This is a genomic window from Deltaproteobacteria bacterium, from assembly GCA_009930495.1.
Classification (GTDB): domain Bacteria; phylum Desulfobacterota; class Desulfovibrionia; order Desulfovibrionales; family Desulfomicrobiaceae; genus Desulfomicrobium.
In genome coordinates this window covers 1-14,443 of record RZYB01000059.1, presented here as the reverse complement: position 1 = coordinate 14,443, position 14,443 = coordinate 1, and the positions used below count along the sequence as shown (strand labels likewise).

General features: G+C 57.4%; 15 protein-coding genes. 8 read left to right on the top strand and 7 right to left on the bottom strand.

The annotated features are described in order from the left end of the window. From EOL86_06975 to EOL86_06945, 7 genes are all read right to left on the bottom strand, one after another. On the bottom strand, positions 1-175 hold a 175-nt coding region (locus EOL86_06975), incomplete at its 3' end, for an aminopeptidase (protein ID NCD25317.1). Positions 176-257: 82 nt separating this feature from the next. Then, positions 258-413 carry a rubredoxin gene (locus tag EOL86_06970; GenBank protein ID NCD25316.1) on the bottom strand — a complete coding sequence of 52 codons (156 nt, stop codon included), beginning with the start codon at positions 411-413 and terminating at the stop codon, positions 258-260. A 43-nt stretch (positions 414-456) separates the two neighbouring features. Then, on the bottom strand, positions 457-1,872 hold the full coding sequence (locus tag EOL86_06965) for a 30S ribosomal protein S1 (GenBank protein NCD25315.1): 1,416 nt from the start codon (positions 1,870-1,872) through the stop codon (positions 457-459). Between the two features lie 28 nt (positions 1,873-1,900). Further along, positions 1,901-2,401 (bottom strand): peptidyl-prolyl cis-trans isomerase, encoded by a 501-nt coding sequence (locus tag EOL86_06960; protein ID NCD25314.1) that lies wholly within the window; start codon positions 2,399-2,401, stop codon positions 1,901-1,903. A 476-nt stretch (positions 2,402-2,877) separates the two neighbouring features. Beyond that, a complete protein-coding gene (locus EOL86_06955) occupies positions 2,878-3,840 on the bottom strand; it encodes a cation transporter (GenBank protein NCD25313.1) in 963 nt (320 codons plus the stop codon). Between the two features lie 9 nt (positions 3,841-3,849). Then, a complete protein-coding gene (locus EOL86_06950) occupies positions 3,850-4,206 on the bottom strand; it encodes a cupin domain-containing protein (GenBank protein NCD25312.1) in 357 nt (118 codons plus the stop codon). An 11-nt stretch (positions 4,207-4,217) separates the two neighbouring features. Continuing rightward, positions 4,218-4,796, bottom strand: coding sequence for a hypothetical protein (locus EOL86_06945; protein ID NCD25311.1), 579 nt, complete (start codon positions 4,794-4,796; stop codon positions 4,218-4,220). Positions 4,797-5,013: 217 nt separating this feature from the next. Here EOL86_06945 and EOL86_06940 point away from each other — a divergent pair, with 217 nt between their 5' ends. The 8 genes from EOL86_06940 to EOL86_06905 form a co-directional block, all read left to right on the top strand. Further along, entirely contained in the window at positions 5,014-5,595 is a 582-nt protein-coding gene (locus EOL86_06940) for a TetR/AcrR family transcriptional regulator (GenBank protein NCD25310.1), read from the top strand. A 290-nt stretch (positions 5,596-5,885) separates the two neighbouring features. After that, entirely contained in the window at positions 5,886-7,295 is a 1,410-nt protein-coding gene (locus EOL86_06935; GenBank protein NCD25309.1) for a peptidase M23, read from the top strand. A gap of 280 nt (positions 7,296-7,575) precedes the next feature. Continuing rightward, on the top strand, positions 7,576-8,496 hold the full coding sequence (locus tag EOL86_06930) for a diguanylate cyclase (protein NCD25308.1): 921 nt from the start codon (positions 7,576-7,578) through the stop codon (positions 8,494-8,496). Between the two features lie 389 nt (positions 8,497-8,885). Next, positions 8,886-11,549 (top strand): pyruvate, water dikinase, encoded by a 2,664-nt coding sequence (locus EOL86_06925; GenBank protein NCD25307.1) that lies wholly within the window; start codon positions 8,886-8,888, stop codon positions 11,547-11,549. A 24-nt stretch (positions 11,550-11,573) separates the two neighbouring features. Next, a complete protein-coding gene (locus EOL86_06920; protein ID NCD25306.1) occupies positions 11,574-11,768 on the top strand; it encodes a hypothetical protein in 195 nt (64 codons plus the stop codon). A gap of 560 nt (positions 11,769-12,328) precedes the next feature. Continuing rightward, positions 12,329-13,006 carry a hypothetical protein gene (locus tag EOL86_06915; protein NCD25305.1) on the top strand — a complete coding sequence of 226 codons (678 nt, stop codon included), beginning with the start codon at positions 12,329-12,331 and terminating at the stop codon, positions 13,004-13,006. Positions 13,007-13,152: 146 nt separating this feature from the next. Beyond that, positions 13,153-13,419, top strand: coding sequence for a hypothetical protein (locus tag EOL86_06910; protein NCD25304.1), 267 nt, complete (start codon positions 13,153-13,155; stop codon positions 13,417-13,419). Between the two features lie 118 nt (positions 13,420-13,537). After that, a partial coding sequence (locus EOL86_06905) for a M20 family metallo-hydrolase (protein NCD25303.1) occupies positions 13,538-14,443 on the top strand: 906 nt, incomplete at its 3' end.

The window sequence follows — 14,443 nt, the reverse complement described above, 5'->3', positions numbered from 1 at the left end:
CGGAAAATCCACGCGCCCCGGCCTGATCCATGATCCAGGCCACGGTTTCGCGCTCGGTCTTACACTGGCTGAGAAATTCCAGATATCCCACGGCCAGACTGTCCATGTCCCGCCGATCTTTCTCGGAAGCGTAGCGCTCCCAGCAATTCACCCCTTTGTGGCTCAATGCATCCATCGCCTCCTCCTTACGCCCGGCAAAAGAAAAAAAAGGGAGCGGAATCGCTTCCAGCTCCCCTCGAACAAACAGTCAGATGGCATCACAACTTGTTGAAAAACTCCTTCTCCGCGCCACACTTGGGACAAACCCAATCCTCGGGCAGATCCTCGAAGGCTGTCCCGGCATGAATGTTGTTATCCGGATCACCCTCGGCCGGGTCGTAGACATAACCACACGGACATTCCCAACGTTCCATGGCCATGATCGCCTCCTTGGTTTGCGGTTCGTGTTCTTGACGCCTATTTCTTCTTCATGGCCTTGGCCAGGACATCGCCCAGAGAGCCAAGACCGCCACCGGAAGACTGAGGCTTGTAGCCCTTCCAGTCCGAAACTTCATCCTTCTTCCCCGTGCCCAGGCTGATCTTGCGCTCGCGCGGATTCACGCTCTCGATGCTGACCACCACGGTATCGCCCGGAACGAGCTTGTCGAACTTCACCTCGCCCTCGGCCCTGGCCATGACGGACTGGGGCAAAAGCCCGGTCACGCCCGGCTCCAAATTGACGAACAGGCCAAACTGCTGTCGCTTTTCCACGGTGCCCCGCACGGAGGAACCAACCGAATATTTCTCGGCCACGGTCAGCCATGGGTCGCCCTCGGCGTCGCGCATGCTCAAGGAAATGCGCTGCTTATCCACATCAACCTGCTTGATGACGGCCGCGATAACGTCGCCGACCTGGACCATGTCGCCGGGTTTGTGGACGCGCTTGGCGTAGCTCATTTCACTGACATGAACGAGCCCCTCGATGCCGGGCGCGATCTCGACAAAAGCCCCGAATTCCATCAATTTGACCACCTTACCTGTAACCTTGTCCCCGTCCTTGAACCTCTCGGACACGGTTTTCCACGGATCGTCCTGAGCCTGCTTCATGGACAGGGAAATACGAATCTCGCCGGGTTTTTTGCCGGCGCTGGTACCCAGGTACTTGGCCCGGACCCGATCGCCCACGGTCAACACGTCTTCCGGATTCTGGATTCGGGCCCAGGAAATTTCCGAAACATGCACCAGCCCTTCCACGCCGGGGACCAGCTCCACGAACGCGCCAAAGGCGGCTAGGCGGGTGACCACGCCCTCGACCACGTCTCCTTCCTTGATCTGCTCGAAAAAGTTGGCGCTGGCCTCGCGCTGCTCCTCTTCCAAAAGAGCGCGACGGGACACCACGATATTACGGCCGCCCTCGGTCAGCTTGGTGATGCGGAATTGCAAGGTCTGGCCAACATAGTCCTCGGGGTTGGCGACATAGCGGGCATCGATTTGGGACACGGGGCAAAAGGCCCGCCGCTTCAGAATCTCCACATGGAAGCCGCCCTTGATCTGCTCCTTGACCTTGCCCTCGACCGGAATCCGGCTGGAATAGGCGTCTTCGAGCATGCTCATGCCGGCGATGCCGGTCAGGGCCTTGGACAGACGCACGCTGTCATCGGTCAGGCCGACCACGTAGAGTTCCAGCGTGTCGCCCTCGGCCACGCTCACTTCGCCGGCGTCGTTCAGCAGTTCCTCGCGGTCCACGATCCCATCCACGGACGCTCCGCAATCAACAAAAACGGACTTCTGACCAATGGAGATGACCGTTCCGGACACCTTGTCCCCTGCCTTGAGGGCTGTCTTGCGCTGGGATTCGTAGGAAGCGAACAGCTCGGCAAAATCTTCACTCATGTTTCGTACCTTACTTCAACGTCGTCCGTCATTCAAAACGGGTAATGGAGTTAATGGACACCTGATCGGCGGGCGCGTGTTCGTGATCACCCAGGGATTTGACCCGGACTTTTTCAATTTTTTTGACCACATCCATCCCGTCAATAACCTGACCGAAAACACAATAGCCGAACTCGTCCCCGCCTTGATGATCCAGGTCCGGGTTATCGACAGTATTGATAAAAAACTGGGCCGCGGCACTGTGCGGATCGGCCGCGCGGGCCATGGCCACGGTGCCTTCGAGATTTTTCAGGCCATTGGCGGCCTCGTTCGGAATGGGCGCCTTGGTTGGCTTTTCGCGCATCATATTATCCAACCCGCCGCCCTGGATCATGAATCCCTTGATCACACGGTGAAAAAGGGTTCCGATATAAAAATTTTCGTCCACATAGCTCAAAAAATTGGCCACGGTTCCCGGCGCCTTGTCCGCGAACAGCTCCACCAGAAACTCGCCCTTGGTCGTGTCGACCAGGACCACCGGATTGCTCATGCCTTCCTCCATGAATCAGTAAAACGGAGCACGAAAATATACACCTCGCGCACGTTTGGCAAACGCTTTGGCGTCGTGGATTCCACCATGGCCACGGCTCGCCACGCCGCCAAATCATCGGCACCGCCCCGAAAAGCCATGTCGGGATAAAAGTCAACCCTGCTTGAAGGTCGACACGTGATTTCAAGACCCATCCTCGTGCCTAGCCGGGGTGACGCCACCTCGATCATCCCATGTCCGCGCTCAAAACACGGCCCCCGAGCCCTGGTCCATCTTGGGCGGGTCGGAGACATTGTTTCCGCCCATCATTGGCTTCGGCCCTTGTGATAACCATGCTTGAAGTCATCGGCCGCGTTCTCCACGCCCTTGACCGCCTTGCCCGTGACCTCGCCCACGGTCGAGCACCCAGCCCCCAGGAAAAACATCAAACACAAGAGCACGACAATTCGCTTCCACATATACACTCCCGAAGCACCTTATTTTCGGGATATACCCGGGCTGCGCGGCCCCTTCTGACCGATCAGACGCCCGTTGCACAAGCCCCCGACTTTCCAGCCGTCGAAAGACGCGTAATCCTCGCATGGCTCGACATGAATGGTGGTTTGGGTCCGTGGCCACAAGGCGCCGAGCTCCTTCTCGATGGCGCAGCACACATCATGTGACTGCTGCACGGTCATGGCGCCCGGCAACAAAAGATGAAAATCCACGAAGCGCACGGCCCCGGATTTACGCGTGCGCAAGGCGTGGAATCCGGCCTCCGGACCACCAACACAGAGGATGACCTGGGCGATGCGCTCCAATTCAGCCTTCGGCAATCCTTCGTCCATGAGACCGGCCACGGATCGCCGGACCAGCGCGACACCCGTCCAGATAATATTGACGGACATGATCAGACCCAAGGCTGGGTCCAAAATCCGCCAAGACGGCGGCGCGAAGAGCATGACGCCCAGCGCCGCCACCAAGCCGACCGAGGTCCAGACGTCGGTCAGGAGATGCCGGGCGTCGGCCTCGAGCACAATGTTGTCGAACTCCTTGGCGGCGCGGAGCATGACCAGGGCGGCCCCCAAGTTGACCGCCCCGGCGATCGCGGCCACGGCAAGGCCCCACCCCAGGGACTCAATGGGCCGTGGATACAAAAAACGCTGGACAGAAGCATAGGCGATGCCCACGGCCGCGAAGCAAATCAAAATCCCCTCGGCGCCGCTGGAAAAATACTCCACCTTGCCATGGCCATAGGCATGACTGTGATCGGCCGGGCGCTGGGCCTGGACAATGGCCAACAACGCGATAAGCCCGGCCGTCAGATTGACCACGGATTCCACTGCATCGGAAAAAAGGCCCACCGATCCGGTCAGAAAAAAGGCCCCGAACTTGAGGGCCATGGTCAACAGGGACGCGGCAATGGACAGATACGCGTAATCGAGGGCGCGACGAGGCATGTCCCGGCCTCAGATCTCCGGAGCCCCGGACGGGATCAGGCACAAAAAAACCAATGGCTCTGGCCCGATATTGCGGATCTGATGCTCTTCGCCACCGGGCACGAACGCGGCGTCGCCCGGGCCAACCGCAACCCATTCCCCGAGCCGGAAAATCTCACCCCGACCCGCGTGGAAAAAGATCTCGTGTTCCCACACATGGGCATGCCGTGGCGTGTGCCCCCCAGGCGTCACGTCGAAACGGCGCATGCAAAAATTCGGGGCTCCGTCGGCCGCGCCGATGACCACCCGGCCGGTCACGCCCTTGGCCACTTCGTTGTCGACATGCACGGCATCAGGTGTTGTGGTATGGACAATTTTCACCGTCATCTCCTTGGAATTCAGTAGTTCCACATATCAAAAAAATTAAACCCGATCAGCACCCGCACATCCGGACGGGCCGAAAGCAGCACGCTGCCACGCACCGGGCACAGGGAAAACATGCCATTGTCAAGCACCCAGAAATCATCGATTTTATCGTGAACAATGGCGAACGAATGACGTCGGCCCGCGAATTCCACCGAAACAACGCCCAGGGCATCATCGGGGAAACCCGCGTCGCGCAAACGGTGCATGATGGCAATGGACTGATCCAAGCTGATTCCCCGGCCCTTGTCCAGGGTGACGGAAGATGGGCGCCACAAATCCCCCAATTCATGCTTGATCCCAAGCAGGGTGCGTCGATGAACGCGCCGCATCAGCCCAAGATCCACTGCACCCTTGTCGATCTTGACCGGTCGGTCGTTCTCGAAGGTCATGGAATCCATCTGGGCTTTCTGCCAGGCATGGACATCATCATATAAAGGGCTTTGTTGGACATTGCCATTCTTGGCGAAACGACGCTTTCCGGAGCGAAGGGCGTACACGGCGACACGAATCCGGGATACAAAAAAACCAAGCCAATAGGCACACGTGTTCATGCGGAACTCCTTGTCATTGCGAAAGGCTTTTTATTCAAGAACATCCGCCTGTTTGTCAATTTGAGCGGCGCAACCCCGCGTTGACAACCCCGGCCCCATTCCCTACTGGTTGGGCGCCCAATCGAACAACACAGTTGGCGCGCTCGGCGCACAAACATCCCGAACTCACGAACCCACTTCCTGCATGACAGCTTCAGCAGGCACAAGGAACGCGCTCATGGCCGTCGCTCCCAACAAAAAAAACCTTCTTCTCAAGTCCGCCAAGGAACTATTCAGCGAACATGGCTATTCCGAGACCACATTCAAAAAAATCTCGGAGCGGGCGGGCGTCGCCCTGGGGCTGCTGACCCACCATTTCGGCAACAAGGAAAAACTCTTCCTCACTTGCGGCCTGGACGTCGTACGCGAATTGGTCCAGGCCATCCGGACCAGCATCCAGACCGCGCAAAACGGTCTCGACGCGGTCCATCTGTTTGCCACGACCTACTTCCATTTCGCCCAGGACTCACGCCAAAATTTCATGGTACTTGTCCGGTGTTCTCCATTCAGCGACCTCAAGACCGTCGAGGACAAGGAAATCATGGTTCGGAACTTTTCCGAACTGTACGAGATTCTCAAGGATTGCCTGGCCCGAGGCGTGGCCGACGGCTCCATCCGCGAGATCGACCCTGAAAAAATGACTGCGGTGGTGTTTTGCAACCTTGTTGGTGGTATCCGCCACGGCCTGCTCACTCCCTACGGCAGCGAAACCCTTTTCGACGACGTCATCGCCTTTATTCTTCACGGGCTCAAACCCTGAATCTGGCGCATCCGTTCCAACGCGGGCCCACGTGGCCGGACTTTGGGATGAGCAAGCGAACCACGGTCACGCGCCATGCCCGGCGGTGATAAAACCAGGGAGGATCCTGATCACCGTTGGGGCCGTTACACGCCGCATGATTTGACAAACCAAACTAATGCTTGAGCTGAGCCAATTAGCCGGCTATTGCTACTCGGCATTTCACCTTCTGGATGTGCAAAGCCGCTTGAGGCGCTTGTTTCCAAAAACGAGCCACTTCGTGAGCCAACCTCAACGATGACCAAGGACTTATGCCAAAAAATAGACGCATTCCCCGCCACAAACCCTACGTTCACCGCTCAAGAACCCGCTCCATCGTTTCCCGGGCCGTGCTTTCCTTCACGGTTATCCTGGGCGCCGCCGTCATGGGTTTCGTGCTTTTTTTCCATTTTCTTTACCCCAAGGAAACGCAATCGAGCATTGACCGCGATACGCGGGAACAAACCATATGGCGGGAATCAGCCACCGAGGCCACCAGCAGCCACGCCATCGCCATTGGCGACACCGACCTCGGACATCTGCCCGAAGCCGAATACCCCAGGGAACCGGAAATCACCCGCATGACCGGAACCATCAAAAGCGGTGATTCTCCCTCCACCCTGCTCGAAGGGCATCTGGGCCTTGGTGAAATCTATTCGCTGTGCGACGAAAGCAAGGATGTTTATTCCCTGAGCAACCTCAAGGCCGGCCAGCCCTGGACCATGATCTACTCCGACAGCGCGCTCATTGGCCTGGAATATGAAATCGACGACAAGGAACGCCTTGTCGTTTCCATGACCGATTCCGGCTACCAATTCCGTCGCGAACCCATTCCCTACGACACGGAGACAAAAACCGTGGCCGGCACCATTGAAAGCAGCCTGTTCGGCGCGGTGCACGGCGCGGGAGAAGACGACGAACTGGCGATTCGCATGGCCAAGGTCTTTGCCTATGATGTCGACTTTGTGCGCGACCTACGCACGGGGGACAGCTTCCGGGTCATCATCGAAAAACGCTCCCGTGACGGAAAATTTCACGGTTACGGCGAACTCAAGGCCGCCAGCTTCACCAATCAGGGGCAAACCTTCTACGCCTTTCATTACACGGATAAAAAAGGAAACAACGCCTATTACGATCAAAATGGCCGTCCCCTGCGCAAAGCATTCCTCAAGGCGCCCCTGCCCTTCACCCGCATCTCCTCCGGGTATTCCATGAGCCGCATGCACCCCATTCTCAAATACCGACGCCCGCACCAGGGCATCGACTATGCCGCGCCAACCGGAACCCCCATAAGCACAGTGGCCGACGGAATCATCGCCGAAGCGGCCTTCAACAATTCCCAGGGCCGTTATGTGCGGGTCATTCACAGCAACGGTTACGAAACCATCTACAATCACATGAGCAAATTCGGAAAAAACGCCAAAAAAGGGGCGCGGGTCAAACAGGGCGAGGTCATTGGCTATGTGGGCAGCACGGGATACGCCACGGGACCGCATCTGGACTTCAGGATGAAACAAAACGGCAAGCTGATCAATCCGCTCCAGCTCAAAATGCTTCCCGCCGAACCAATAGCCGCCAAGGAAATGCCCTCGTTCAAGGCGCTGGTGGCACAATATAAAGCGCAATTGCATGATCCAGTCAAAACGGCGGCGCTCCAATCACCCGCCACCCCAAAACAATAGACACCCGGCCCTCGCTTGCGAGGGCTTTTTCTATCGCTCCCGACCCCGTTCCCCACAAAATCCGAATCGCGTTTAAACAGCCCTCGCACCCCGAGTCCGATGGCGCCCGCGCGAGCCGATCACGGCACAAGCCCCAGACGCGCCACGAAAGACAAATCTTCCGCGACAGCCAGCTGTTGCATGATGGGCCAAAGGCGTTTACGGGGAAAACATCACGCGGAGGGCAACCCAGCACCATCCATCCGCTACTTTTTCCACCTCCGATCACAGGAGCGCCATTTTGTCCCAGTCCCGCAGCAAACAGACCGTGTTGATCGTGGACGACGAACCCTTCAACATTCAGACCCTGGAATTGGTTCTCGGAGATGAACACAATCTGACCTACGCCACCAGTGGGCACATGGCCTTGGAAATGGCTCAAGCCGAACCTCGGCCGGATCTGATCCTGATGGATATCGTCATGCCGGATCTGGATGGCTTCGAAGTTTGCAAGCGCTTGAAGGAAAATACCAGAACCCACAACATCCCGATCATATTCTTGACCGCCAAATGGGAAACAAGCGAGGAAGCCAAAGGGCTCGAACTTGGAGCCGTGGACTATATCCGCAAGCCATTCAGTCCGCCCATTATCCGCGCCCGGATCAGAAACCATCTGGAGCTTAAAAAAAACCGGGATCTCCTGGAAAATCTATCCACCCTCGACGGATTGACAAATATCCCCAATCGCCGGCGCTTCGATGAAGTTTTCACGCTGGAATGGCGACGGGCAGTCCGCTCCGGTCTCCCGATCTCCTTGCTCTTTATCGATATCGACCATTTCAAGAACTACAACGACCACTACGGCCATCTCGCCGGCGACGACTGCCTCAAGGCCGTGTCCCGTGTTCTCCAATCATCCCTGGGCCGCACGGCGGACTTCGTGGCCCGTTTTGGCGGCGAGGAATTCATCATCCTCTTGCCCGACACCGGAGAAAACGGATGTCGCCACCTGGCGGAAACCATCCGCGCGGCGGTGGAAAATCTGAACATCGAGCATCAAGCCTCGCCCCTGACCCCGCACCTGACCGTCTCCGTCGGCGCGGTAACCTGCGTTGCCGTCGACACCATCACCCAGGAAGATCTCCTCGACGCGGCGGACCGCCTCCTTTACCAGGCGAAACAAGACGGGCGGAACCGTGTCTCCTTCCAGCTTATGAGGTGAACGAATTTTCACCGCGAGGCGTCCACTTCTCCCAATCAATGCGCGGCTCCTCGCCGCACGCCTCGCGCCATCGACAATCCACGCACTAGGCGTCTTCTCCCGCGCGGCTCCGACGCATCCATCACATCCACGGCATGTTCCCGCCATGTCCCAACCGATTCTGACCCCGGTCGCGACAACAATCCGCCAGCGGCCAGGCCTCGCCCAGACTTAAGACGCCGTCACGCGGAAGCCCTTGTCCGGGAGCAGACCCACGAGCAAGGGCCCGAACCGGCCATTGCCCAGCCCCGTCCTTCCATGCGACAAAGAAAGGCAAGCACGCCGGGAACGTGCGTCCATCACCCTGAACATGGCCTTCCCGGGCCTACATTTCGCGATACGGAGGCCGCATGGATTTGCTGCAAAAATTCAAAAATTTCTTTCAGGCTTCGCCGCGCGCCCAAGCTGCCACGGATCACGATGAGCAAAATGAGATTTTCAAAGCCCGGTATCAAGCTTTCCGGCGCCTCCTGGCCGCGAACAACGCCTGCCTCGACACCATGACCGAACTGGAGGAAGCCGCCAGGGGCCGACGCCATTTTGGGATGCACTTCCTTCGTTCGCGCGTGACCACCATCACGGCCAAGGTCATGGTCATTGTCGACAGCCTTCTCTTTCTGGCCCCCGACAAATACGCGGCCTTGCGCGATGTCCTCCAAAAAATTCAAGAAGCCCTGCTCAAAGAGCTTGGACAAAGACCCGCGACGAGGTGCACGGAATTCATTCTCGATCTCTCGGAAATCACGGCCGAGGACATGGACATTGTCGGCGGAAAAACGGCCAATCTTGGCGAATTACGCAATCGTTTGAATATGCTGGTTCCCGACGGCTTTGCCATTACGGCCCATGCCTATGCCACATTCATGCAAAAATCCGGATTGTGGGATCAAATCAATTGTCTCGTGCTTGGTCATCCCATGGCGTCATATTTCGCCGCCAGCCGACCTTCGAGTGAAATCCCCGATCCCGAGGACGACGCAAGCGAACACTCCATCACCCTGCTTGAACTGTGCGCGAAAATACGCGGCATGGTGTTGGAAGCCGAGGTACCTTCCGAGTTGAAACAGGCTATTCTCCAAGCCCATGACCGCCTCCGCGCGCGCGAAGGACGCGAAATCAATGTCGCGCTCCGGTCAAGCGCCCTGGGCGAGGACAGCGCCAGGACATCCTTCGCCGGCCAATACAAATCCTTGCTCAACCTCAACCGCGACAGTCTGATGGAAGGCTACAAGGAAGTCGTGGCCAGCAAATACTCACCCCATGCCATGACCTACCGCTACATGCGCGGCATTCGCGACGACGATGTGATGATGTGCGTCGGATGCCTGAGCATGGTCACGTCCAGGGCCGGCGGTGTCGCCTACACGGTCAATCCCCTCGACGTCCTGGACACGAACATCCACATTACTTCGGCCTGGGGCATGGCCAAGGGCGTGGTCGACGGAACAGCGGCCACGGACCACTTCACCGTGGTCAAGGCCGACCCGCCACGCATCGCGACCCAGGATATTTCCCGCAAGGCATCCTGCCTGGCCTGCTCCGAAGTCGAGGGGGTATGCAGGGTCAGCGTGGACCCAAAATTGTGCGAAGCCTGGACTATCGAACCGGCACAGGTCCTGGAACTGGCCTGCACCGCCATGCGGATCGAGAACCATTATGGCTGCCCACAAGATATCGAATGGGCCTTCACTCCAAACCTCCGTCTTTTCCTCCTGCAGACCCGACCCTTGGAAGTTTCCCAGACCTCGGTGACAACGACCGCCCCGCCAACCGAATGCCAACCGATCATACGCGGCGGTGTCGCGGCCAGCCCCGGAGTGGCCCACGGTGTCGCGCACATCGTCAAGAAGGATGTGGATCTGCTTTTGGTTCCGCCCAAGGCCATTCTGGTATCCGTCGAAGCGTCCCCAAAATGGGCCGCTGTTCTGCCACGCTGCCAGGGCATCGTCTCCGAGCAGGGCAGCGCCGCCGGGCACCTCGCCAACGTGGCGCGGGAATTTGGCATTCCGGCCCTTTTCGGGGTCAAGGACGCCACCAAAAAACTCGCTCCGGGCGCGGAAATCACCATGGACAGCAACAATTGCGCTGTTTACGCCGGGCGTCAGGACATCCTGCCCGATTGCCTGGAGGAAGCACCATCGCCGATGAAGGACAGCCCTGTCTTTCAAACCCTGGAGCGTTTAAATGAACACATCGTCCCCCTTAATCTCATTGACCCCGACGCCGTGAACTTCACGGCCTCGAATTGCCGGACCCTGCACGACATTACCCGCTTTTGCCACGAAAAGGCCGTTCAGGAAATGTTCATCTTCGGGCGCGATCATGACTTTTCACCGCGCTCCAGCAAACAGCTCAAAACCATCGTCCCCATGCAGTGGTGGATCATCAACCTCGAAGATGGTTTTTATCAGGAAATCCAAGGCCCCATGGTCCCCTTGGACAACATCGCCTCGATTCCCATGCTCGCCTTGTGGCGTGGGATCATCGCGTTTCCCTGGGACGGCCCCCCGAGCCTCGACGGACGTGGATTCCTTTCCGTTCTGTTCCAGGCCACGGCCAACCGCAATCTCGAACCGGGCATGGCCTCGGATTTTGCCAATAAGAATTATTTCATGATTTCAAAGCATTTCTGTAATCTTCAATCGCGCTTTGGCTTCCATTTCACGTCCGTTGAAGCCTTGGCCGGTCCCCGCCCCCGGGAGAACTACATCCGCTTCCAATTCAAGGGGGGCGCCGCCGACCTGCAGCGCCGCGTCCGCCGCGCCCATTTTGTCGGAGAAATTCTTGACGAATTCGATTTTCAAACCCAGATTCGCGAGGACGCACTGTTTGCCCGCCTGGATGACTGCGACCAGGAATTCATCGAAAAACACCTGGAAATATTAGGGCATATCCTCATGCATACCCGCCAGTTGGATATGATCATGTCGCGGGATGATGTCGTCCAATTCTATAAAAACCGAATTCTGAATCAACTGCACCAGCTGATGAAGGATCAAACCCCGTCCGTGTAACGGGCCACCAGCCATGGAGCGGCAATGAACGACAGATTGCGGGAAACCTCGCCAGCCCACGCCGTACTGCGCGGGATCATCGTCGGTGGATCCATCGGCATGATCGCCAGTTGGTTCGGATACGAGCCGGTCAAGGCGTTTTTCATGGGTATTGTCTGCGGTGGATTCGCCGCCGCCACCAAAATTTTTGCCGACCGGCTACGCAAGAATAAGGATTGACTTTTCACGGCGTCCGTCTACTACTTGTAATCAAGAGCCATTATTCAAAAATCGTGGCGCCAATTTTGGATGTGGCTCCCTCGGACAAGGACCCGTCCCAGGTCAAGCGTCCAACACAACTGCCATGCAAAACCGCGTCGGAAGAAAAAACCTTATGAAACCTTGATGGCAACGGTCGCGTCGGTTGTGAACATCCGTAAAATTCCATCATCCAGCGAGGCAAGCCCAAATAAGGAAAAAGCGTGAACGTACCCAGGCGTGTTGACGGTCAATGATCCAAAAAAATTGGTATTTCGGTGTCCAAGGCCTGTTTCTAGCAAGTGCCGCACATCACCTCAAAAGCCAGTTGGCGCCCAACGTAACATCACAACTTCTCGTTCCTCCAACCGCAAGGCGGAAGAAAATTTTCTTCCGCCTTGCTTTTTTCGATAACAGCAAATGATGGGTACAAAGCGAGCATTTCCCCGCCGGCCTCAATTGCCTTCACGGCTTGCCTCGGGAGTACATTCGAGTATAGATTGCGACTGTTTCGCCTAAGCCAACTTCCATCAGGACAGCACATGTACTGCAAAAAATGCAAATACCACGCTTTCGACCATGTCGGCACATGCCCTAAATGCGGCTTTGATTGGGAAGAAACCCGCAAGGCACTCTACCTCAACTGGCTGACATCCCGTGGTCATGATTGGTTCGCGGCCCCCGCTCCCCACGTAGAACCACCAGCGACCGAGACAACCGCGAGCACCGAGAACCGCCCTCAACCCGCGCCACTTCCGGAAGAACCGAAGCAGGCGATATCGCATCCTCCCATAGAAGAACTCGAGGTCGGCTACCTGCCGGACCTGGATTTTGGTCTGGATGACGCCAAGCCCCTGGCCAGCACGGCTCCCACGGCGCCAAAACCGCCCAAGACCGCCCCGCCCGCCGCAGATCTATTTCTTGGCGACACATCCAGCGACGACTTGCTGGAACTCGATTTCAGCTTGGCCACGGAAACACCCCCAGCGCCCACGCCCAAACCCGCGCCGGCCAAACGCGAGGAACTCTTCATCCCCGAATTGGAAGAAATGCTCGCCCCCTTGACCGACGAGCCCAAATCATCTTCGTCTGGCAAGGCCACAAAAAAGCAAACCATCGAAAACGACATCTACCTGGATTTCGCCAAGGATCGCAAATCCGCGCCGGTCAAGCCGGACATCGCGGAGTTGGATCTTCTGGATTTCGACGTCAAGAAATGAACCGTGACGTCACGGGTTAAGAAAATTTCTTGACTTTTACCGATGATTCGAAAAAGAAAACGGGTTTCCGGTGCCATGCGTCAAGCCGCCATTTTCACCGGATAACAGTGCGGTAGCATTTCAGGTCATAATAATGGAGGAGCCTCATGGCAGTAGATTTCAGCAATGCCGTCAAGACCGACGAAGGTGTCCAGGTCAACGGCGTGATCATGTACCAAATTGTGGACAAGTGTGAAGGTTGCGAACGGATCGTTGAGTTCGAAGGTGGCAAATATTGTGGTAGCTATCCCCAGCCAGCCTCGAAGTGGCGCCTGGGAGACTGCAACTTCGCGACCCACATCAAGGCCGCGGCCAAAGGAAAATCCAAGGTCAACCCCCTCAAGGCGTCCAAGCGCGCCGCCAAGGGCCGTTAACCCCATTTCTCGCTCGCTCCCAAGGAGGCAGGATTTTTCCTGCCTTTTTTTTCTTCAAAATTCCGCCAGCCCCCGCTATCCAGACAAAAAAATCACCAGTCCAATCCAGGAGACCGCAATGCTCCATCGCATCCTCGCATGCATCGACACCAGTGAAAACGAACTTCTTCGCCTCCAGCGCGACCTCGTGGCCATCCCGGCCTTGGGACCCAGCAACGGAGGCCAGGGCGAATTCGAAAAAATAGCGTATCTCCACGAATACGCGAAAAAATTCAGTGGGCTGGACATCACGACCATCGAGGCTCCGGACCATCGCGTACCAAGTGGAATCCGCCCAAGCCTCGTTATCAGACGTCCGGGGAGCTCACCCAGGACCCTATGGCTCATCGCGCACACGGATGTCGTTCCCGTGGGCGACCTGAACCTGTGGTCGGGAGATCCGTTCGTCCTCCGCCGGGATGGAGATATCATCCGGGGCAGGGGCGTGGAAGACAACCACCAGGGCATGGTCAGCGCCCTATTGCTTCTGCGCGCCCTGGATTTAACCCACGCCACGCCACCCCTGTCCCTGGGCATTGTTCTGGCCGCGGACGAGGAAACCGGCAACGCGTTCGGAATGGAGCATATCCTAACACATCATGGCCACCACTTTGCCCCGGACGATCTGATCGTCATTCCCGACTTCGGCACGCCCGGGGGAGATGCCATCGAAGTGGCCGAAAAAAGCGTGCTCTGGCTCTCGTTCACGGTCCAGGGCAAGCAATGCCACGCATCCACTCCGGACCAGGGCGTCAACTCGCTGACGGCTTGCGCCGATCTGATCCTGGAGCTGGAAAAACTTCGGGACCGCTTCAATCTGCACGATCCGCTTTTTAGTCCTCCTGTCTCCACGTTTGTCCCGACCAAGAAAGAAGCCAATGTCTCCAATATCAACACGCTGCCAGGTCAGGATGTTTTTGCCTTGGATTGCCGGGTGCTGCCCGCCTATCCCTTGGACGAGGTCGAAGCCGCCGTCCGCCAGGTC

What these genes read in the sequence shown, in the direction of transcription:
- EOL86_06970 (NCD25316.1), bottom strand. Translation starts at nt 413, where the DNA reads ATGGAACGTTGGGAATGTCCGTGTGGTTATGTCTACGACCCGGCCGAG.
- EOL86_06965 (NCD25315.1), bottom strand. Translation starts at nt 1,872, where the DNA reads ATGAGTGAAGATTTTGCCGAGCTGTTCGCTTCCTACGAATCCCAGCGC.
- EOL86_06960 (NCD25314.1), bottom strand. Translation starts at nt 2,401, where the DNA reads ATGAGCAATCCGGTGGTCCTGGTCGACACGACCAAGGGCGAGTTTCTG.
- EOL86_06955 (NCD25313.1), bottom strand. Translation starts at nt 3,840, where the DNA reads ATGCCTCGTCGCGCCCTCGATTACGCGTATCTGTCCATTGCCGCGTCC.
- EOL86_06950 (NCD25312.1), bottom strand. Translation starts at nt 4,206, where the DNA reads ATGACGGTGAAAATTGTCCATACCACAACACCTGATGCCGTGCATGTC.
- EOL86_06945 (NCD25311.1), bottom strand. Translation starts at nt 4,796, where the DNA reads ATGAACACGTGTGCCTATTGGCTTGGTTTTTTTGTATCCCGGATTCGT.
- EOL86_06940 (NCD25310.1), top strand. Translation starts at nt 5,014, where the DNA reads ATGGCCGTCGCTCCCAACAAAAAAAACCTTCTTCTCAAGTCCGCCAAG.
- EOL86_06935 (NCD25309.1), top strand. Translation starts at nt 5,886, where the DNA reads ATGCCAAAAAATAGACGCATTCCCCGCCACAAACCCTACGTTCACCGC.
- EOL86_06925 (NCD25307.1), top strand. Translation starts at nt 8,886, where the DNA reads ATGGATTTGCTGCAAAAATTCAAAAATTTCTTTCAGGCTTCGCCGCGC.
- EOL86_06920 (NCD25306.1), top strand. Translation starts at nt 11,574, where the DNA reads ATGAACGACAGATTGCGGGAAACCTCGCCAGCCCACGCCGTACTGCGC.
- EOL86_06915 (NCD25305.1), top strand. Translation starts at nt 12,329, where the DNA reads ATGTACTGCAAAAAATGCAAATACCACGCTTTCGACCATGTCGGCACA.
- EOL86_06910 (NCD25304.1), top strand. Translation starts at nt 13,153, where the DNA reads ATGGCAGTAGATTTCAGCAATGCCGTCAAGACCGACGAAGGTGTCCAG.